Source organism: Streptomyces sp. DSM 41931 (assembly GCF_050271085.1).
GTDB lineage: Bacteria > Actinomycetota > Actinomycetes > Streptomycetales > Streptomycetaceae > Streptomyces > Streptomyces albogriseolus.
In genome coordinates this window covers 6,111,578-6,132,542 of sequence record NZ_CP189902.1, presented here as the reverse complement: position 1 = coordinate 6,132,542, position 20,965 = coordinate 6,111,578, and the positions used below count along the sequence as shown (strand labels likewise).

Annotated in this window: 14 protein-coding genes; 4 read left to right on the top strand and 10 right to left on the bottom strand. The window is 72.4% G+C overall.

Features of this window, described 5'->3' with window-relative positions:
• Position 1: 1 nt before the first annotated feature.
• Positions 2–1,129, bottom strand: a complete 1,128-nt coding sequence (sucC, locus tag ACP7TJ_RS28085) for an ADP-forming succinate--CoA ligase subunit beta (protein ID WP_427766252.1) — start codon at positions 1,127–1,129, stop codon at positions 2–4.
• Positions 1,130–1,335: 206 nt separating this feature from the next.
• Here sucC and ACP7TJ_RS28080 point away from each other — a divergent pair, with 206 nt between their 5' ends.
• From ACP7TJ_RS28080 to ACP7TJ_RS28065, 4 genes are all read left to right on the top strand, one after another.
• Complete coding sequence (locus tag ACP7TJ_RS28080) at positions 1,336–3,018, top strand: thiamine pyrophosphate-binding protein (protein ID WP_167742129.1); 1,683 nt, start codon at positions 1,336–1,338, stop codon at positions 3,016–3,018.
• Between the two features lie 11 nt (positions 3,019–3,029).
• Positions 3,030–4,262, top strand: coding sequence for a formyl-CoA transferase (gene frc / locus ACP7TJ_RS28075; protein WP_093765893.1), 1,233 nt, complete (start codon positions 3,030–3,032; stop codon positions 4,260–4,262).
• Between the two features lie 4 nt (positions 4,263–4,266).
• On the top strand, positions 4,267–6,411 hold the full coding sequence (locus tag ACP7TJ_RS28070) for an acetate--CoA ligase family protein (protein WP_427766247.1): 2,145 nt from the start codon (positions 4,267–4,269) through the stop codon (positions 6,409–6,411).
• A gap of 81 nt (positions 6,412–6,492) precedes the next feature.
• Positions 6,493–7,872 (top strand): OFA family MFS transporter, encoded by a 1,380-nt coding sequence (locus ACP7TJ_RS28065; RefSeq protein WP_093765894.1) that lies wholly within the window; start codon positions 6,493–6,495, stop codon positions 7,870–7,872.
• Positions 7,873–7,948: 76 nt separating this feature from the next.
• Here ACP7TJ_RS28065 and ACP7TJ_RS28060 read toward each other — a convergent pair whose 3' ends face one another.
• From ACP7TJ_RS28060 to ACP7TJ_RS28020, 9 genes are all read right to left on the bottom strand, one after another.
• Complete coding sequence (locus ACP7TJ_RS28060; RefSeq protein ID WP_387790164.1) at positions 7,949–9,154, bottom strand: sugar phosphate isomerase/epimerase family protein; 1,206 nt, start codon at positions 9,152–9,154, stop codon at positions 7,949–7,951.
• A 119-nt stretch (positions 9,155–9,273) separates the two neighbouring features.
• Positions 9,274–10,653, bottom strand: a complete 1,380-nt coding sequence (locus tag ACP7TJ_RS28055; protein ID WP_266402402.1) for a nucleotide pyrophosphatase/phosphodiesterase family protein — start codon at positions 10,651–10,653, stop codon at positions 9,274–9,276.
• A complete protein-coding gene (gene eboE, locus ACP7TJ_RS28050) occupies positions 10,650–11,855 on the bottom strand; it encodes a metabolite traffic protein EboE (RefSeq protein WP_427766242.1) in 1,206 nt (401 codons plus the stop codon). The genes ACP7TJ_RS28055 and eboE overlap by 4 nt, the downstream gene beginning before the upstream one ends.
• Positions 11,856–11,858: 3 nt before the next feature.
• Complete coding sequence (locus tag ACP7TJ_RS28045) at positions 11,859–12,749, bottom strand: TatD family hydrolase (protein ID WP_387580659.1); 891 nt, start codon at positions 12,747–12,749, stop codon at positions 11,859–11,861.
• Positions 12,749–13,480: an EboA domain-containing protein gene (locus tag ACP7TJ_RS28040; RefSeq protein ID WP_390920568.1), complete on the bottom strand. Its 732-nt coding sequence runs from the start codon at positions 13,478–13,480 to the stop codon at positions 12,749–12,751. Before ACP7TJ_RS28040 ends, ACP7TJ_RS28045 begins: the two co-directional genes overlap by 1 nt.
• Entirely contained in the window at positions 13,477–14,424 is a 948-nt protein-coding gene (locus ACP7TJ_RS28035; RefSeq protein ID WP_427766238.1) for a sugar phosphate isomerase/epimerase family protein, read from the bottom strand. Before ACP7TJ_RS28035 ends, ACP7TJ_RS28040 begins: the two co-directional genes overlap by 4 nt.
• Positions 14,421–15,452: an SCO3242 family prenyltransferase gene (locus tag ACP7TJ_RS28030; RefSeq protein ID WP_427766235.1), complete on the bottom strand. Its 1,032-nt coding sequence runs from the start codon at positions 15,450–15,452 to the stop codon at positions 14,421–14,423. Before ACP7TJ_RS28030 ends, ACP7TJ_RS28035 begins: the two co-directional genes overlap by 4 nt.
• Positions 15,449–16,657, bottom strand: a complete 1,209-nt coding sequence (locus tag ACP7TJ_RS28025; protein ID WP_427766232.1) for an inositol-3-phosphate synthase — start codon at positions 16,655–16,657, stop codon at positions 15,449–15,451. Before ACP7TJ_RS28025 ends, ACP7TJ_RS28030 begins: the two co-directional genes overlap by 4 nt.
• A 584-nt stretch (positions 16,658–17,241) precedes the next feature.
• Positions 17,242–20,958, bottom strand: a complete 3,717-nt coding sequence (locus ACP7TJ_RS28020) for a ThuA domain-containing protein (protein ID WP_427766229.1) — start codon at positions 20,956–20,958, stop codon at positions 17,242–17,244.
• Between the last annotated feature and the right edge of the window lie 7 nt (positions 20,959–20,965).

Here is a 20,965-nt window from a genome sequence, read left to right as displayed (position 1 = left end):
CTCAGGGTGTGGTGGCGAGGTGGGCGGCCCGGCTCGCGGCGCCGTCCATCGTGGTGACCTGTTCGACGAGCGGGTGGGCGCGCTCGTCGAGGAGGGCCCGTCCGCGCTCGGCGTTGTTGCCGTCGAGGCGCACGACGAGCGGCTTGGTGAGCCGTACGGTGCCGAGGGCGCGGACGATGCCGTCGGCGACCGCGTCGCAGGCGGTGATGCCGCCGAAGACGTTGACGAGGACGGACTTCACCGCCGGGTCGGAGAGGACGACGGACAGTCCGTCGGCCATGACCTGGGCGGAGGCGCCGCCGCCGATGTCGAGGAAGTTGGCGGGGCGGGCGCCGCAGCCGGCGACCACGTCGAGGGTGGACATGACGAGTCCGGCGCCGTTGCCGATCACGCCCACCTCGCCGTCGAGCTTCACATAGTGGAGGCCCTTGGCGGCCGCGGCCGCTTCCAGCGGGTCGTGGCCCGCGTCGGCCTCGTCGCCCCGACGGGCGTGGCGGAAGCGGGCGTTGTCGTCGAGGGTGACCTTGCCGTCGAGCGCCATGATCTCGTCGCGGGTGCTTACGAGCGGGTTGACCTCGACGAGGAGGGCGTCCTCGTGGACCAGGACGTCCCAGAGGCGGACCAGGACGTCGACGGTGCGGGCGGGCAGGCCCGCCGCGTCGGCGATGCGGGCGGCGACCGCGGGGGTGACGCCCTCGGCGGGGTCGACGGGGACGCGTGCGACGGCCTCGGGGCGGGTGGCGGCGACCTCCTCGATCTCCATGCCCCCTTCGGCGGAGGCGATGGCGAGGAAGCGGCCGGCGGCGCGGTCGAGGACGTAGGAGACGTAGAACTCGCTCTGGATGTCGACGGGTCGGGCCAGCATCACCGTGTGGACGGTGTGGCCCTTGATGTCCATGCCGAGGATCTGGCGGGCGGTGAGTTCGGCGGCGGCCGGGTCGGCGGCGAGCTTGACGCCGCCCGCCTTGCCGCGTCCGCCGGTCCTGACCTGGGCCTTGACGACCACGCGGCCGCCGAGCCGGCGGGCGATCTCGCGGGCCTGCTTGGGCGAGCCGGTGACCTCGGCCCGCGGCACCACGATGCCGTGGTCTGCGAAGAGTTCCCTTGCCTGGTGTTCGTACAGGTCCATCTCGGCTCCTGTCTGCGAAGTCGCCGGAAGGTCCGGTGAGGGCCGGGGACCGGCGACCGAAAAGTGCCGCGCACCCCCTGGACACCACCCATCGGATGCGGGATAACAAGGTTCATACAGTATTCGTCGACTGTATGCAATGTACCGCGAGAGCGTTCCCCATCCCGCGTTCCCCATCCCCTAAGGAAAGGGACAAGGACTTCGCCATGCCCGACGACACCCAGGACGTCATCTCCGGCGGTCATCTCGTCGCCAAGGCCCTCAAGGCCGAGGGCGTCGACCGCATCTACACGCTGTGCGGCGGCCACATCATCGACATCTACGACGGTTGCGTCGACGAGGGCATCGAGGTCGTCGACGTACGGCACGAGCAGGTCGCCGCCCACGCCGCCGACGGCTACGCGCGCATCACGGGCAAGCCCGGCTGTGCGGTGGTCACGGCCGGGCCGGGCACCACCGACGCCGTCACCGGGGTCGCCAACGCCTTCCGCGCGGAGTCGCCCATGCTACTGATCGGCGGCCAAGGGGCCCTGACCCAGCACAAGATGGGGTCGCTCCAGGACCTGCCGCACGTCGACATGATGAACCCCGTCACCAAGTTCGCGGCGACCGTGCCGGACACGGCGCGCGCGGCGGACATGGTGTCGATGGCCTTCCGCGAGTGCTACCACGGAGCGCCCGGCCCCTCCTTCCTGGAGATCCCACGCGACGTGCTGGACGCCAAGGTGCCCGCGGACAGGGCTCGGGTCCCGAAGGCGGGCGCCTACCGCGCCTCGACCCGCTCCCCCGGCGACCCCGAGGCGGTCGAGAGACTGGCCGACCTGCTGGTGCACGCCGAGAGGCCGGCCGTCCTGCTCGGCAGCCAGGTGTGGACGACCCGCGCCACCGAGGCCGCCGTCGAACTGGTCCGCACCCTCAACGTCCCCGCCTACATGAACGGCGCGGGCCGCGGCACCCTGCCGCCCGGGGACCCGCACCACTTCCAGCTGTCGCGGCGGTACGCATTCTCGGGCGCCGACGTCATCGTCGTCGTCGGCACGCCGTTCGACTTCCGGATGGGCTACGGCAAGCGGCTCTCCCCCGCCGCGACGGTCGTGCAGATCGACCTCGACTACCGCACGGTCGGCAAGAACCGCGACATCGACCTCGGCATCGTCGGGGACGCAGGGCTGGTGCTGAAGGCGGTGACCGAGGCGGCCTCCGGGCGGGTCAACGGCGGCGCGTCCCAGCGGAAGGAGTGGCTGGACGAGCTGCGCGCGGCCGAGCGGACCGCCCTGGAGAAGCGTCTGCCGCAGCTGCGCTCGGACGCCTCCCCCATCCACCCGTACCGGTTGGTGAGCGAGATCAACGACTTCCTCACCGAGGACTCGATCTACATCGGCGACGGCGGCGACATCGTCACCTTCTCCGGGCAGGTCGTGCAGCCCAAGTCGCCCGGCCACTGGATGGACCCGGGGCCGCTCGGGACGCTCGGCGTGGGGGTGCCGTTCGTGCTGGCCGCGAAGCAGGCGCGGCCCGACAAGGAGGTCGTCGCGCTGTTCGGCGACGGCGCGTTCTCCCTCACCGGCTGGGACTTCGAGACGCTGGTCCGCTACGACCTGCCGTTCGTCGGCATCGTCGGCAACAACTCCTCGATGAACCAGATCCGTTACGGCCAGGCCGCCAAGTACGGCAAGGACCGCGAGCGGGTCGGCAACACCCTCGGGGACGTCCGCTACGACGAGTTCGCGCGGATGCTCGGCGGGTACGGCGAGGAGGTCCGCGACCCCGCCGGCATCGCCCCCGCGCTGCGCCGCGCCCGCGAGTCGGGCAAGCCGTCGCTGATCAACGTCTGGGTGGACCCGGACGCGTACGCCCCCGGAACCATGAACCAGACCATGTACAAGTGAGGTGTACGCCCATGACCGCGAAGGCACTCGAGGGCATCCGCGTCCTGGACATGACCCACGTCCAGTCGGGCCCCTCCGCGACCCAGCTGCTGGCCTGGCTCGGCGCGGACGTCGTCAAGCTGGAGGCGCCCACCGGTGACATCACGCGCAGGCAGCTGCGCGACCTGCCGGACGTCGACTCCCTCTACTTCACGATGCTCAACTGCAACAAGCGGAGCATCACCCTGAACACCAAGACCGAGCGCGGCAAGGAGATCCTCACCGAGCTGATCCGGCGCTCGGACGTCATGGTCGAGAACTTCGGGCCGGGCGCCATCGACCGGATGGGGTTCACCTGGGACCGCATCAAGGAGATCAACCCGCGGATCGTCTACGCCTCCATCAAGGGCTTCGGCGAGGGCCCGTACACCAGCTTCAAGGCGTACGAGGTCGTCGCGCAGGCGATGGGCGGCTCGATGTCGACCACCGGCTTCGAGGACGGGCCGCCGCTCGCGACGGGCGCGCAGATCGGCGACTCGGGCACGGGTGTGCACGCGGTGGCCGGCATCCTCGCCGCGCTGTTCCAGCGGGAGCGCACCGGGCGCGGGCAGCGGGTGAACGTCGCGATGCAGCACGCGGTGCTCAACCTGTGCCGGGTGAAGCTGCGCGACCAGCAGCGCCTGGCGCACGGCCCGCTCGCCGAGTACCCCAACGAGGACTTCGGCGACGAGGTCCCCCGCTCCGGCAACGCCTCCGGCGGCGGGCAGCCCGGCTGGGCCGTCAAGTGCGCCCCGGGCGGCCCGAACGACTACGTGTACGTCATCGTGCAGCCCGTCGGCTGGAAGCCGGTCAGTGAGCTGATCGGCCGGCCGGAGCTGGCGGACGACCCCGAGTGGGCCACTCCGGAGGCACGGCTGCCGAAGCTGAACAAGATGTTCCAGCTGATCGAGGAGTGGTCCTCGACGCTGCCCAAGTGGGAGGTGCTGGACAGGCTCAACGCGCACAACATCCCGTGCGGGCCGATCCTGTCGACCAAGGAGATCATCGAGGACGGCTCGCTGGTCGCCAACGGGATGGTGGTCACCGTCCCGCACCCCGAGCGCGGAGAGTTCGTCACCGTCGGCAGCCCGCTGAAGCTGTCCGACTCCCCCGTGGAGGTGGTCGCCTCCCCGCTGCTCGGCGAGCACAACGAAGAGGTCTACGTCGGCGAACTCGGCCTCGGCGACGAGGAGTTGCGCCTGCTCAAGTCGAACGGGGTGATCTGAGGTGATGGCCGAGGACCGGGCGTCGACGGTGCGGGCGCTGCTGGACGCGGTGCGCGCCGAGGGGCGGACCGCGCTGACGGCGCCCGAGGGCAAGGTGATCGCCGACGCGTACGGCATCGCCGTACCCGGGGAGGAGCTGGCGCGGGACGTCGACGAGGCCGTGGCGTGCGCGGCACGGCTGGGCGGGCCCGTGGTGATGAAGATCGTGTCGCCGGACATCCTGCACAAGACCGACGCCGGCGGTGTGGTCGTCGGGGTGGAGGGCGCGGCGGACGTGCGGGCGGCGTTCTGCCGGATCGTGGAGAACGCGCGGGCGTACGCCCCACAGGCGCGCATCGAGGGCGTGCAGGTGCAGGAGCTGCTGCCGCAGGGGCAGGAGGTCATCGTCGGCGCGGTCACCGACCCGACGTTCGGGAAGGTGGTGGCGTTCGGGCTCGGCGGGGTGCTCGTCGAGGTGCTGAAGGACGTCACGTTCCGGCTGGCGCCGGTGGACGCCGACGAGGCGCTGTCGATGCTGGACTCGATCCGGTCGGCGGAGATCCTGACCGGGGTACGCGGCCGGCAGGGCGTGGACCGCTGGGCGGTCGCCGAGCAGATCCGGCGGGTGTCCGAACTGGTCACGGACTTCCCGGAGATCGCCGAGGTGGACCTCAACCCGGTGATCGCGACGCCGGACGGGGCGGTCGCCGCCGACATCCGGGTGATCCTGTCCACGCAGACGCCGAAGGAGCGCCGCCGGTACTCGCGGGAGGAGATCCTCGCCTCCATGCGGCGGCTGATGCAGCCGCGGTCGGTGGCGGTGATCGGCGCGTCCAGCGAAGCCGGGAAGATCGGCAACTCGGTGATGCGCAACCTCGTCGACGGCGGGTTCGCCGGGGACATCCACCCGGTGAACCCCAAGGCCGACGACATCCTGGGCCGCAAGGCGTACCGGAGCGTCACCGACGTGCCCGGCGAGGTGGACGTGGCAGTGTTCGCCATCCCCGCCCGGTTCGTGGCCTCGGCGCTGGAGGAGGTGGGGCGCAAGCGGATCCCCAACGCGGTCCTCATCCCGTCCGGGTTCGCGGAGACCGGTGAGCACGCACTCCAGGCGGAGATCGTGGCGATCGCCGAGCGGCACGGCATACGGCTGCTGGGACCCAACATCTACGGCTACTACTCCACCTGGCAGGACCTGTGCGCCACGTTCTGCACGCCGTACGACGTCAAGGGCGGGGTGGCGCTGACCAGCCAGTCGGGCGGCATCGGCATGGCGATCCTGGGCTTCGCGCGGACCACGAGGACGGGTGTGTCGGCGATCGTGGGGCTCGGCAACAAGTCGGACCTGGACGAGGACGACCTGCTGACCTGGTTCGGGGAGGACCCGCACACGGAGTGCATCGCGATGCACCTGGAGGACCTCAAGGACGGGCGCGCGTTCGTCGAGGCCGCGCGGGCGACGGTGCCGAAGAAGCCGGTGGTGGTGCTGAAGGCGGGCCGCACGGCGGCGGGCGCCAAGGCGGCGGGCTCGCACACCGGGGCGCTCGCGGGCGACGACGCCGTGTACGACGACATCCTGCGGCAGGCCGGCGTGATCCGCGCGCCGGGGCTGAAGGACATGCTGGAGTACGCGCGGGCGCTGCCCGTGCTGCCCGCGCCGCAGGGCGACAACGTCGTGATCATCACGGGTGCGGGCGGCAGCGGGGTGCTGCTGTCGGACGCGGTGACGGACAACGGACTGTCCCTGATGGAGATCCCGCCCGATCTGGACGCCGCCTTCCGGGAGTTCATCCCGCCGTTCGGGGCGGCCGGCAACCCGGTGGACATCACCGGCGGCGAGCCCCCGTCGACGTACGAGGCGACGATCCGGCTGGGTCTTGAGGATCCGCGCATCCACGCGCTGGTGCTGGGCTACTGGCACACGATCGTCACGCCGCCCATGGTGTTCGCCGAACTCACCGCGCGTGTGGTGGCGGAGTTCCGCGAGCGGGGGATCTCCAAGCCGGTGGTGGCCTCGCTCGCCGGGGACGTGGAGGTCGAGGAGGCGTGCCAGTACCTCTTCGAGCACGGCGTCGTGGCCTACCCGTACACGACCGAGCGGCCGGTGGCCGTCCTCGGCGCCAAGTACCGCTGGGCCCGGGCCGCCGGGCTGATGGGGGGCGGCTCATGAGGTGACCGGACCGGGGCGCGCACGAAAGGCACGGGACAGGGGGCGCTGGCCAGTTCTTTCGACGCAAGGGGTGCATTTTCCATGACAACCACGGATGTCACACGGGTCGTCCCCTACCGGGAGGTGACCGACAGGAACGGGCGGGTCTACCGCGTCGGTGAGACCGACGTCGACATCATGGGCCGCTCACGCAAGTGGATGGTGATCCTGCCCTGGGTCGGCATGATGGGCATCTCCTCCGCCGAGTACGCGTTCGCGTCCGCGGAGGACACGCTCCACGAGGCCCACAGCTGGTCCAGCGGCAGCATCTACTGGATGATGACCGCCTGGGTGTTCTGCCAGGCCGCGGTGGCCTTCCCGGCGGGGCGGCTGCGGGAGAACGGCAAGCTGCCCGCGCGGTGGGCGATGATGCTCGGCTCGGCCGGCACGCTGCTCGGCTATCTTTCCCTGGCCTTCGCGCCGCATGTCGCCCTGGCTTTCATCGGGTTCGGTGTGTTCAGCGGCATGGGCGCGGGCATGGTGTACGCGACCTGCGTCAACATGGTCGGCAAGTGGTACCCGGAGCGCAGGGGCGGCAAGACCGGCTTCGTCAACGGCGGTTTCGCGTACGGTTCGGTGCCGTTCGTCTTCATCTTCCACGGCTACATGGACGGCTCCAACTTCCGCTGGGTGCTGGTCGCCTCCGGTGTCTTCCTCGCCGCGGTGGTGGCCGTCGCCGGCTTCTACTTCCGGGACCCGCCGAAGAACTGGTGGCCGGACTCGGTCGACCCGCTGAACCCGCCGGACGACCCGCGCGCCCGGCGTTCGCTCGAGAAGAACCCGCCCGCCGTGAAGCAGTACTCCCCGATGGAGGCGTGGCGGACCGGCCGGGTGGCGCTGATGTGGTTCTGTCTCGCCTGCACCTCGGGCGTGAACATCTTCGGCATCGCCTTCCAGGTCGACATCGGCGAGGAAGCGGGCTTCGCGGCCGGCATCGTGGCCACCGCGATGTCGCTGAAGGCGATCGTCAACGGCACCGGCCGGGGCGTGATCGGCTGGCTGTCCGACCTGTACGGTCGCAAGCGGTGCCTGCTGTACGTGTGCGTGATCCTGGGCCTGGCCCAGTTCGGCATCATCTGGTCGGCGGAGATCAAGAACCTGCCGCTGTTCCTGTTCTTCTCGGCCGTCTCCGGCTTCGGCGGCGGCGCCATCTTCCCGATGTTCGCGGCGCTGACGGCGGACTACTTCGGGGAGAACAACAACGCCACCAACTACGGGATGGTGTACAGCTCCAAGCTGGTCTCCGGTCTCGGCGCGGGCATGGGGTCCATGGTCGTGGCCGCGTGGGGCTACAACGGCGCCTTCGGTCTCGCGGGCGGCATCTCGCTGTTCGCCGGGGTCGTCGCGCTGTTCCTGACCCCGCCGGGACGCCCGAGGAGCAAGAAGGTGACGCCCAACCCGCGTCCGCTCGGGGAGGGGTGACGGGAAACGTCCCGCACGGCACGGACCGGGCGGCCCTTCCCGAGGGGGAAGGGCCGCCCGGTCCGTCGTCACGCGGTCAGCGGCGGCGCCTGCGCAGGGCCGCCATGTTGTCGTAGCTGATCTTGGCCTCGCGCAGCGACTGCGCGGGGTCGGTGGCGCTCGGGGAGTTGTCGTCCTCCACCATCGGGTTGCGGTAGTTGCTCAGCCCGACGCGGGAGAAGAACGTCGTGTAGTCGATGTCGCCGGTGCCGAACGGCACCATGTCCCAGCCCATGCCGTTGGCGGTGTCGACGACGCCGTCCTTGGCGTGGAACAGCGGGTAGCGCTTGTTGTACCGGGTGACCAGGCCCGCCGGGTCGAACACGTTCCTGCGGGTGGAGCCGTCGGGGGCGGTGTAGGTGTGGAACTTGTACTGGGCGACGTGCGCCCAGAAGATGTCCATCTCCAGCCACACCAGCTTCGGGTCGGTGATCTTCAGGAAGTACTCCAGCTTCCGGATGCCGGAGCTGCGGGTCGGCCGGCCCTGGTCGTCCAGCGGGCCCCGGTCGAGCAGGAAGCCGTACGCGCTGTCGTGGTTGTGGGTGTAGAGCTTGATGCCCTCGCGGCGGGCGATCTCACCGAGCGCGTTCCACTTGTCGGCGGCCACGTCCCAGTCGGCGCGGTAGGAGCTGCCGGTGGGGTCGCCGCCGGTGCCCATGTGGTCCATGCCGATGATGTTGGCGATCTCCAGGTGCTTCTTGAAGGTGTCCCGGTCGGCGGCGGTCAGCGGCCAGGACGGCGGGATGAAGCCGTGGTTGCCCTGCGCGCGCAGCCCGTACTCGTCGAGCCAGCGGCGCAGGAGCTTCGCGCCCTCCACGGTCTCCAGGTTGTCGCCGCCGGGCGCGTTGGCGTGCTGGCGGTAACCGGCGAACTCGACCTGGCGGTAGCCGTGCCGGGCGAGCTGCTTGAACACCTCGCGGAAGCCCGAGGGCAGGTCACTGGCGAGCGGGTCGCGGGCGGTGGCGTCACGGACGGTGTAGAGGATGATGCCGCGCTTGTGCGGCGGGACGAGCACCTGGCCGCGGCCGTGGTCGTGTCCGTGATCGTGGTCTCTGCCGTGGGCCAGGGCCGGGGCGGCGCCGAAGACGGGGGCGGCGACGGCGCCGGCCGCCACGGCGGTGCAGGTGCTCAGGAAGCGGCGCCGGGCCACGCCGAGGCTGCGGCGCAGCGCCTCGTCCGGGGTGTCGGTGAGCGCGGCGGCGTCGGCGCCGGTGGGGCGGGAGGGGTCGGAGTACGAGGTCACGGGTGCCTGCCTTCTCGGTCGTGGCCGGTCCCGGCGGCTGCGGGAGAGGCCGTTGTCAGTGCTGTGTGTTTCACTCTCGGTAGTCGGAACGCGGCGGCCGTGCGGGGTGCTGTGCGGTGTCAGCCGAGTCCGGCGAGCCGGAGCAGGAGTTGCTTGACGTCGGTGGCCGCGACACGGTCGCCGACAGCGCGGGGGGTGGAGCAGATGAGGAGCGGACCGTCGTCGTCGCTCGCGGGGAGGCGGCCGTGGCTGCCGCGAACAGGTGAGGCGTCGAGTGGCACGACCGCCATGCGGTAGCGCATGCCGAGCTTCTTGCGGGCCAGCGCGCCGGCCGCCTTGACCTTGACGTAGGGGTCGTGGGGGTCCATGAACAGCTCGACCGGGTCGTAGCCGGGTTTGCGGTGGATCTCGACGAGCTGCGCGAAGTCGGGCGCGCGGTCGTCGTCGAGCCAGTAGTAGTACGTGAACCAGGCGTCGGGTTCGGCGACGGCGACGAGTTCGCCGGCGCGCGGGTGGTCGAGGTGGTGGGCCTTCTTGCCCTCGTCGTCGAGGAGCTGCTCGATGCCGGGCAGTCCGTCTAGGGCCTCCCGGGTGGCGTCGAGGTCCTCGGGGCGGCGCACGTAGACGTGGGCGATCTGGTGGTCGGCGACGGCGAAGGCGCGGGAGGCCATCGGGTCGAGGTACTCCATGCCGTCCTGGGTGTGGACCTCGAGCAGGCCGGCGCGGCGCAGGGCGCGGTTGATGTCCACGGGCCGGCTGACGCGGGTGATGCCGTACTCGGAGAGGGCGACGACGGTGCGTCCCTGGGCGCGGGCGTCGTCGAGCAGCGGGGCGAGGGCCGCGTCCAGGTCGGCGGCGGCCTTCAGGGAGCGCGGGTCGTCGGGGCCGTGGCGCTGCAGGTCGTAGTCGAGGTGAGGGAGGTAGCAGAGGGTCAGGTCGGGGTTGCGGGTGCTCATGATGTGGCGGGTGGCGTCGATGATCCACCGGCTGGACACCAGGTCGGCGCCGGGTCCCCAGAAGTGGAACAGGGGGAAGGTGCCGAGCTTCTCGGTGAGTTCGTCGTGCAGGGCGGGCGGCCGGGTGTAGCAGTCGGGCTCCTTGCGGCCGTCGGCGTAGTAGACGGGGCGGGGGGTGACGGTGATGTCGGTGTCCGCGCCCATGGCGTACCACCAGCAGATGTTGGCGACGGTGTAGCCAGGGTGGGCGCGGCGGGCGGCGTCCCAGAGCTTGTCGCCGGAGACGAGGCCGTTGTGCTGCCGCCACAGCAGGACGTCGCCGAGTTCCCGGAAGTACCAGCCGTTGCCGACGATGCCGTGCTCGGAGGGCATGGCGCCGGTGAGGAAGGTGGACTGGGCGGCGCAGGTGACGGCGGGCAGGACGGTGCCGAGCGGGGCGCGGGACCCGGACTGCCCGAGGGTCTTGAGGTGGGGCATGTGGTCGAGCAGACGGGGGGTGAGGCCCACGACGTCCAGGACGAGCAGGGGGGTGGGGTCGGTCATGGGAGTTCCTTCAGGCCGAGGTCCGTCAGCAGGTCGCGGGCCAGGGTGAGTTCGGCGGCGATGCCGTCGGCGAGCTGGGCGCGGCCGCGGGGGCGCAGCTCGGGCGGGAGCGCCTGCCAGGTGTAGGTCTCCACCTCGAGGTGGCGGGTGAGCGGGTGCGGGCCGCCGACGAGCCGGGTCAGCGCGGAGGTGAGGACGGGGAGGGTGGAGGTGAGGGGCGCGGCGGGGGCCGCGTGCAGCGGGACGTGGAAGTGGGAGCGCCAGGGTCCCGCGTCGGGCAGGGCGTCGCCGGCCAGGGCCTCGTCGAGGTCGTCGGTGCCGCGCAGTCCGGCGGCGACGGGGGCCCCTCCCGCTCGGGCGGGGTCGAGAGCGGGGGAGGTGCGGGTCTGGTGCAGGAAGCGGGGTTCGGCGAAGGCGGCCAGGGCCTCGCGGACCTCGGGGAGGTGCGGCTGTTCGGCGTGCAGGGCGGCGGACAGCTGGGACTTGACGACGGGGACGCCGGCCCGGGCGAGGTCGTCCAGGGCGGTGTCGGGATCTTCGAAGGAGGTGGCGAGGTGGCAGGTGTCGACGCAGATGCCGATGCGGTCGTGGCCGACCGCGGTGAGCGGGGCGATGGCGTCCCGTGTGGTCTCGACGACGCAGCCCGGTTCGGGTTCGAGGGCGACGCGGACGGAGCGGCCGGTGAGGTCCTCGAGCGCGTCGAGGCGTTCGGCGAGGGTGCGCAGGGCGGTGCGGGCGGTCTCCGCGCGCGCGTCGTCGTACGCGGTGCGCCAGGCGAGCGGCAGGGTGGAGATGCTGCCCTCGGTGACGTCGTCGGGGAGCAGTCCGGCGAGCACGCGGGCGAGGGCGGCGGTGTGCTCCAGACGTTCGGGGTCGGCCCAGTCCGGCTTGTAGACGCGGTACTTGACCTCCTCGGCGCCGAAGCCCTCGTAAGGGAAGCCGTTGAGGGTGACGACCTCCAGGCCCCGCCGTTCCAGTTCGCAGCGCAGGCCGCGCAGGGCGGCGGGGTCGGTGACCAGGGCGCGGGCGGCGTCCTTGGCCAGCCACAGGCCGATGCCGAGCCGGTCCCGGCCGAGGCGGCGGCGGACGGGTTCGCAGTGGTCGCGAAGCTGGGCGAGGACGCCGTCGAGGGTCTCGGCGGGGTGGACGTTGGTGCAGTAGGCGAGGTGGACGGTGGAGCCGTCGGGGTGGCGGAAGCGCATGGCTCACGCCCCCGTGGCGTCGACGGTGTCCGGTGCCGGTTCTTCTCTGGGCTGGCCGCGCAGGATGGAGTTGCCCTCGTGGGTGGCCTCGGGAGCGGTGACGTCCAAGTTCAGGCGTCCGCTGAGTCCGTAGAAGGCGACCGGGTTGCGCCACAGCACGCGGTCGACGTCGTCCTCGGTGAAGCCCTCGGCGAGCATCAGGTCGGCGACCTTGCGGGTCTTGAGCGGGTCGCTCCTCCCCCAGTCGGCGGCGGAGTTCACCAGCACCTGCTCGGGGCCGTAGGCGCGCAGGATGGCGACCATCCGCTCCTCGTCCATCTTGGTGTCGGGGTAGACGGAGAAGCCGAGCCAGGCGCCGCTGTCCTTGGCCTCCTTGACGGTGGTCTCGTTGAGGTGGTCGATCAGCACCCGCTCCACCGGCAGCGCGGACTCGCGGACCACGTCGAGGGTGCGGCGCAGTCCGGCGAGCTTGTCGCGGTGCGGGGTGTGCACCAGTGCGGGCAGCCCGTGGTCGGCGGCCATCTGGAGCTGGGCGGCGAGCGCGGTGTCCTCGGCGGGGGTCATGGAGTCGTAGCCGATCTCGCCGACGGCGACGACGTTGTCCTTGACCAGATAGCGGGGCAGCGCGTCCAGGACGGGGGTGCAGCGCGGGTCGCCCGCCTCCTTGGGGTTGAGGGCGAGGGTGCAGTGGTGGGCGATGCCGTACTGGGCGGCGCGGAAGGGTTCCCAGCCGAGGAGGGAGTCGAAGTAGTCGAAGAAGGAGGCCGGGGAGGTGCGGGGCTGGCCGAGCCAGAAGGAGGGTTCGACGACGGCGCGGACGCCCGCGGCGTACATGGCCTCGTAGTCGTCGGTGGTGCGCGACGTCATGTGGATGTGGGGGTCGAAGATGCGCATCAGGACTCCTTGCCGTGGGGGGCGTCCGGGCCGTCGCCCTGCGTCGGCGCCGATCCGGTCAGGGCCAGGACGCGGTGCAGGTCCTCCGGGACGGTGCGGCCGGCGGCGGTGCGTTCGGCGGCGTAGTCGGCGAGCATGCGGGCGAGTTCGGCGTCGCCGCGGGCGCGCCGGTCGAGGTCCGCGACCAGGTCGAGGGCGACGCCGGTGAAGAGGCACTTCAGTACGGCGTGCCGCCAGGCGTGGGCGTCGAGGTGGCGGGCGCCGTAGGGGCCGAGCGCGGCGGCGACCAGCCGGGTGTCGTTGGTGCGCAGGGCGTCCTCGACGAGCGGGAGCGCCTCGGGCCCGGGCACCAGGTGGGGCAGGGCGTGCAGGACGGCGCGGCGTTCGTCGGCGGTGCCCTGGTGGTAGACGCGGGTCAGGGCCTCGGCGTCGGCGTGGGCCGTGTGCAGGATGAGGACGCGGGCCGCGTCGGCGTGTTCGGGTCCGCAGCGGCGGCCCGCCTCGGCGAGGCGCAGCTCCCACACCGAGATCGGCCCGTGGGTGCCGGGGTGGGCGGTGGCCTCGTCCAGGGCCTGGTCGAGCCAGGCGCGGGCGGCGCCGTCGAGCCGGGCCGCGAGGTGGCGGCGCAGGTCGGCGGGCGGGGTGACGGCGGGGGTGGTGCCGTCGCCGGGGGCGGCCGGTCTGCCGGTGGTGTCGGCGTCCTGGCCGGCCGGTGCGTGCGGGTGGGTCATGGGGTGCTGCTCCCTTCGGGGGTGGCGGAGGGATCGCCGTGAGAGGGGACGGTGGACGTGCCGGTGGTGCGCTCGGCCGCGAGCCGGGCGGCGCGGTGGAGGTACGGCAGCGAGTGGGCGGCGAAGCGGGGTCCTGCGTGGGAGTGCCGGGGCAGTTCGACGACGGTCAGGCCCCGGTATCCGGTGGCGGCGAGCGCGGCGAGGACGGGCGGGAAGTCGATCTCCCCGTCGCCGAACGGCAGATGCTCGTGGACGCCGCGGCGCATGTCCTCGATCTGCACGTGCCGCAGCCAGGGAGCGGCCTCGCGGACGCAGTCGGCGGGCGCGAGGGGTTCCAGGCACTGGCAGTGGCCGATGTCCAGGGTGAGGCCGAGCGGCTCGGGGTCGCCGAGGGCGCGGCGCAGATGGTGGAAGTCGGCGAGGGTGGCGAGGAGGTGACCGGGTTCGGGTTCGACGGCGAGCGGGACTCCGGCGCTCGACGCGGCGTCCAGCACCGGCCCGAACGCCTCGGCGAGGCGTTTCCAGGCGGTGTCCTCGTCGGTGTGGTCGGGGACGGTGCCGCTGAAGCAGTGCACGGCGTGCGCCCCGAGGTCGGCGGCGACCTGGACCGCCCGCACCAGCAGGTCGACGCGGCGCGCCCGGTCACCGGGGTCGGGGTCGAGCAGGGACGGGCCGTGCTTGCGCCGGGGGTCCAGCACATAGCGGGCGCCGGTCTCCACGGTGACGCCGAGCCCCAGCTCGTCCAGGCGGCGCGCGACGTGCCGGGTGCGGGCCGCGAGGCCGGGGGCGAGCGGGTCGAGGTGCATGTGGTCGAGGGTGAGACCGACGCCGTCGTAACCGAGGTCGGCCAGCAGGCCGAGGGCGTCGTCGAGGCGGAGGTCGGTGAGGCCGTTGGTGCCGTAGCCGAAGCGCAGCGGCAGCGCGGGGGGCTCGTGCGCGGTCATGTGATGCTCACCTTCCTCATGGCGCGCCGGCGGGCGAACAGCCGTCCCGCCGGGGCCAGCGCCGCGATCAGCAGGGACGTGGCGGTCGCCCCGGACCGGGCGGCGAGCGCGGCCTGGAGCGGGACGGTGGCGCGGATGCCGCCGCCGACCGCGCGCTGGGTGAGCGGGGGTGAGGGATTGAGCGCGGCGTGGACGTACGGCCGGGCGGCCGTGGCCGCGTAGGCGGCGGCCAGCGCGACGGTGACGGCGTCGGCGGGCGTGGTCCGGGCGCCGCCGCCCGGGGTGGGACCCGGCAGGCCGGGAGCGGCTGCTGCCCGCCGGCCTGCCGGGAGTCGGACACGGCGGTGCGTGACCAGCCGGGTCAGGACGCCCGTCGCCGCGAGGGCGGCGAGCGGGGCCGCCACCGAGCCGCCGGTGGTCTCGCGCCGGGAGACGGCGGTGACGGCGAGGGTGTGACAGCCGAGAAGGACGGCGGAGGGCGCCGCCGCCCGGGCGGAACCGGCGGCGGCCCCGCCCATCAGCAGGTCGAGGCCGCGGGCGGCGGCCATGGCGGGCGGGCCCACGGGCGTGTGCTTCAGCGCCAGGTCGTACGCCCAGACCGTCGCCGCCAGCGGGGCGGCCACCGCGAGGGCGGGTCGGCCGGTGCGGGCGGCGAGCAGCAGTCCGGCGCCGGTGAGTCCGCAGGCGGCGGCGAGCGCGGCGGCGGGACGGACGCGTCCGGACGGGAGGGGACGGTGGGGGCGTTCCACGGCGTCCTCGGCGCGGTCGGCCCAGTCGTTGAGGACCATGCCGGCCGCGTACAGGCACAGGGAGGAGCCGATGGGGAGCAGGGTGCGGGGCCCCGGCCGCCCGCCGGCCGCGGCGACGCCGGCGAGGGTGTCGCCGGGGACGGTGAACAGGGCGGGGAGGCGCACGAGTTCCGCCCAGGCGGCGGCGCGGTCCGGGGTGACCGGGCCGTCGGCGGTCGGGGGTGCGGATGTGGTGTCGCGGTCGGCGGGGGTGAGGGGAGGCGACGCGGTCCGGGTCATCGGCGCGCCCCGCTGTCCCCCGCGTCGTCGCGCGCGTGTGTGTCGTCGCACAGGCGCGCGGCGAAGCGTTTCAGCTCCGTGTACTGCTCCCCCAGGGAGGCCGGGCCGTCGCCGACCGGGTCCTTGAAGTAGAAGCCGAGTTCGCCCAGCGGGCCGGTGATGCCCTTCTGTCCGGCGCGGAGCAGCAGCCGGGCCAGGTCGAGGACGAGGGGCGCGGCGAGGGCGGAGTCGCAGCCCTGCCAGATGGTCTGGAGGATCATGCGGGAGCCGAGGAAGCCGTCGAAGGCGATGTGGTCCCAGGCGGTCTTCCAGTCGCCCAGCGCGGGCACGTCGTCGATGTGCACCTCGCCCTCCGGCGCCGCACCGAGGGTGTCGGCGAGGACGCGTTCCTTGCCCGCGTTCTTCGCGGCGGCCGCGGCGGGGTCGGCGAGGGCGGCGCCGTCGCCGCCGCCGAGGAGGTTGGTGCCGGACCAGGCGCGCACGGCGAGGGCGCGCTGCTGGAACATCGGGCCCAGCACGGACCGCAGCAGGGTCTGCCCGGTCTTGCCGTCCCGGCCCGCGTAGGGCACGCCCGCCTCGGCGGCGAGCTGGGCCAGCGCGGGGTGGTGCAGGCCGGTGGACGGGGTGAAGTTGACGTAGCCGCAGCCGGCGCGGAGGGCGGCGGCCGCGTAGAGGGAGCTGGGCGGCAGGGCGCCGTCCGCGGGGACGGGTTCGGTGGAGGCGACGTTCACCACGACGGTGCCGGCGAGGTGGTGGCGGTCGGTGAAGTCGCGGATGTCGGCGGCGAAGACGTCGATCCAGTCGTCGTCGGTGCGGGCGGGCACGGTGTCCGAGTCGCCGGGGGTGGGCCCGCCGGGCCTGATCTCCCGGTCGGCGGCGACGAGTTCGGCGTGCACGGCGGTGGGCAGGCCGTGCGGGAGGACGCCGCCCTCGGCGAGGTGCTCGGCGCGCTTGGGCAGCGGGCAGTCGACGGTGTCGTGGCCGCCGAAGACGAGCGAAGCCAGCGGGGGCAGGCCGCTCGCGGCGAAGTCGGGGGTCTCGGTGACCATGCCGGTGGGCGGATGGAGCCCGGCGGCGACGGCCGCGCAGCCCGCGACGGCGGTCGTGGCGACGGACCCGCGGGCCCCGACGAGCCAGACGCCGTAGCGGGGGGCGGCGGAGGAAGGGGTGGTGGGGGTGGGGAGGGACGACGGTTCGGCGGACATGGGCAGCCTCCTTGTCGAACGCGAACCGAATGTGGCGGTGCGCCGGCCCACCGCCGGCCCTTCGACCGACGGCGCGCCGAACCCCGGACGGGGTGGCGTGTCCGGCTCGGGAACCGGACGGGATTGCTCGTCCCCGGCCCGGCAGTGGCCCGAGCCCGGGACCGGATGCGCCACCTGGTCGGTGACCCGGTCACGCACGCGGTCCGTGGGCCCGTCGCCCTGCCGGGCAGGAGCCGTGCGGTGCGCCGGGCACGGACCCGGCGTGTGCCCGGCCCGTGGGCCGGGCGGGTGCCGGTCCCCGGGACGGGCCGTGGCCCGTACCCGGGAGCCGGGTGGTACGTCGTGCGGAAGACCCGGGCGCGTCACTGCGCCTCGCCCGGCACCGGCACCGGCCTGAGAAGGGGCCGGACCCGGTGCCCGGCCGGTGGGTCATGCGCCCGCCGGCCCGAGGGCCGAGCCGGGTGGCCGGCCCTCCCGGGCCGGACCAGGTGCCGGAGTCGGAGCGGGCTCCGGGCCGGGCGGCCCGGGGTGGAGGCGACGGGCGGGGGTCCGGCGTCCGTCCGCCCGCCGCCGTTCTGGGTGCCCTAGGAGGGCAGTTCCTTCAGCTGGATGTTGCGGAAGGAGACCTTGTCGTCGGGACCGTGGTTCTGCAGGCCGATGTAGCCGTCGGTCAGGCTCCGCTGCGGGTCCTTGTTGGTGAAGTCGTTGATCTTGACTCCGTTGAGGAACACCTGGAGCCGCTCGCCCTGGACCTTGATCTCGTAGGAGTTCCACTGCCCGGGCGGGCGCAGCACCTGGTCACGGGCCTTGATGTTGGCCGACTTGAAGGAGTAGACCGCGCCGGTGGTGCGGTCCGCCGCGTCGGTGGCGTCGATCTGGATCTCGTAGCCCCGGTCGACCGCCGACCAGGGGTCGTCGGAGGCCGGGAAGCCCACGAAGACACCGGAGTTGTCGTCGCCGCGCATCTTCCAGTCGAGCTTCAGCGAGTACGCCTTCAGCTCCTTGGCCTGGTACCAGAGGAGACCCATGCCGCCCTCGGACTCCATGACCCCGCCGTCCTTGACGACGAACCTGCCCGGGCCGGCCTGCTTCCAGCCGTCGAGGGTCTGGCCGTTGAAGATCTTCCGGTAGCCCTTGTCCGGCTTGCAGTCCGCCTTCACCTGGCCGGTGGCGTACTGCAGGCCGCCGAGCAGATGGGCGCGGAAGGCCTCGTCGGCGTACGACTCCTTGGTGTGGCCGCCGCCGGTGTAGAAGGAGCGGCCGCCGCCGTAGGTCTGGCACCAGGCGATCGGGTGGTCGCCCTTCATGGTGCCGCCCTGGTAGGTGGTCTCGTCCAGGGTGGCGAGGACCTTGGCCTGCTCCCGCGGGTTGGTGCGGTAGTTGTACCACTCGTCCGTGCGCTCCCAGGTGTCCTCCAGGTGCGCGGTGGCCGGGTGGTCGTGGTCCTCGACGCGCACGGTGGCCTTCTGGATGGCCGGGTGCGAGGCGAAGTACGCGCCGACCAGACCGCCGTAGAACTCCCAGTCGTACTCGGTGTCGGCGGCGGCGTGGATGCCCATGTAGCCGCCGCCGTTCTTCACGTAGTTCTCGAACGCCTTCTGCTGGTCGGCGTTGAGGACGTCACCCGTGGTGGACAGGAAGGCGACCGCGTCGTACTTGGCAAGGTTGGCGGTGGTGAACTGTCCGGCCTCCTCGGTCGCGGTGACCGAGATGCCGGCCGGGGCGCCGAGTTCCTTCAGGGCGGCAACGCCGGTCCCGATGGAGTCGTGCCGGAAGCCGGCGGTCTTGGAGAAGACGAGCACCTTCTTGCCCTGCTTGAACGGCTCCTTGGAGAACTCGAAGTCGTCCACGTCGTACAGCGCGCCCTCGCCGCCCTTGAAGACCAGGTAGATCTCGGTGGTCTTCCTCGGCAGGGCCCGCAGCGGGACGTCGACGTCCTGGAACGTCTCCCAGCCGCCGGTCGGCGGGATGTACGCCGAGCCGTGCAGCGGGCCCTCGGGGGAGCCGGTGCGCAGCTCGATGAAGCCGCCGGAGCCGCCGGAGGAGGCCCGTACGGTCATCTTCCTCTGCCCGTCGAAGCGGTAGGGGCTGAAGGAGATCCAGTCGCCGTCGTGGATGTCGCCGACGGTCTTGCCGCCGTTGGCCTGTGTCTTGTCGAAGACGTTCACCCCGGACTGGGCGGTGAAGTGCTCGGCCTGGCGGTGCAGCGGCTGGATGACGGTGCGCGCGGTGCCGGTGAGGGCCTCCTGGCCGTTGGCGCCGCCGTCGGTGTAACTGGCGCCGACCACACCGTAGATGTCGGCGTTGGGGTCATGGCCGCCGTCGCCGGGGGGCGGGGTGAGGGTGCCCTCGCAGCCCGTCTCGCTGGTGAGCTCGTGGGCGTGCGAGTCGTGGCCGAGGCTGTAGGCGACCTTGACCTTGGAGCAGTCGATCGTCTCCTCGGGGTCGGTGACGGTCACCTTGAACGGCACGGGCTCGCCGAAGGCGGCCAGGCTGCCGTTGCCGGGGACGTCGATCCTCACCTTGGGCTCGGTGTTGCCGACGACGATCCGGGTGCTGGCGTTGCCGGTGTTGCCCTCGGGGTCGGTGGCGGTGAAGGTCGCGGTGTAGGTGCCGACCTTCTTGTACGTGTGGGTGGGGTTGAGCCCTTCACCCTTGGTACCGTCGCCGAAGTCCCAGGCGTAGGTGAGCTCCGGCGAGTCGGCGTCCTCCGCGGTGGCGGTGAACGTGACCTTCAGGCCGGCCGCGCCGGACGTGCGGTCCGCGGTGACCCCGACGATCGGCGAGAAGCCGTCCTCGGCGTTCTCGATGCGGTAGAGCGCGGAGTGCTCGTCGCCCTGGAACCAGGACACGCCGTAGTCGAGGACGTAGAGCGCGCCGTCGGGGCCGAAGTCCATGTCCATGATCTGCGTGCCGGTCCACGGGAAGTCGTTGATCTTCGCGACCGAGCCGTCCTCGGTCTGCTCGATGCGCTTGATCCAGCGGCGCCCGAACTCGCCGGCGAAGAAGTCGCCGTCGAACTCCTCCGGGAACTTGACCGAGGACTTCAGGTCCGGGTCGTAGCGGTAGACCGGGCCCGCCATCGGGGACTCGGAGCCGCTGCCGAACTCCGGCAGGGAGCCGCCGTCGTAGGGAATCCAGGCGGGCTGGGCGGGCGGCAGGTCGACCAGGCCGGTGTTGTGCCGGGAGGTGTTCTTCGGCGCGGAGCAGTCGAACGTGTCACCGGACGTGCCGGTGGCGAAGTCGTAGTCGACGTAGGCGTCGTTGTCGCCGGTGCAGAACGGCCAGCCGAAGTTGGCGGCCTTCGTCACCTTGGCGAACTCGACCTGTCCCCCCGGGCCACGGGTCGGGCTGGCGGCACCGGCGTCGGGACCGTAGTCGCCGACGTAGACGGTGCCGGTCTTCTCGTCGACGCTCATCCGGAACGGGTTGCGGAAGCCCATCGCGTAGATCTCGGGACGGGTCTTCTCGGTGCCCGGCGGGAAGAGGTTGCCCTCGGGGATGTCGTACGACCCGTCCTCGTCGACCTTGATGCGCAGGATCTTGCCGCGCAGGTCGTTGGTGTTGCCGGAGCTGCGGCGGGCGTCGAAGGCGGGGTTGCGGTTGGCGCGCTCGTCGATCGGCGTGTAGCCGTCGGAGGCGAAGGGGTTGGTGTCGTCGCCGGTGGACAGGTAGAGGTTGCCCTCGGCGTCGAAGTCGATGTCGCCGCCGACGTGGCAGCAGATGCCGCGGGAGGCCGCGACGTCCAGGATCTTCTTCTCGCTGGACAGGTCCAGGGTGCCGTTGGGGTTCAGGGTGAACCGGGAGAGGCGGTTGACGCCGTCGAACTTCGCGAAGTCCTCGGCGGTGCCGGTCTCCGGGGCGTCCCCGGCGGGCGTGTCGAGCGGCGGGGCGTAGTAGAGGTAGATGGCCCGGTTGTTCTCGAAGTCCGGGTCCACCCCGACGCCCTGGAGGCCTTCCTCGTCGTGGCTGTAGACGTCGAGACGGCCGGCCACCTTGGTGGTGCCGCCCGCGTCGGTGAGGCGCAGGGTGCCGTCCCGGGAGGTGTGCAGGACGCTGCGGTCCGGGAGGACGGCGAGCGACATGGGCTCGCCCATCTCGGGTTCGCCCTTGGCGAGCGGCACCTGCTGGAACTGCCCCTCGGCGGCGACCGGTTCGTCGTGCTCCGGGTGGCCGGGGTGGGCGCCGGCGACGGTGGCCGGGGTGCCCACGGCCAGCAGCAGGCCGGTGACCAGGGCGAGCGTGGTGCGGAAGGCGGGACGTTTGGCGGTGCGGGTCGATGTGAGTCTTCTTCTGTGCACGAAGTCC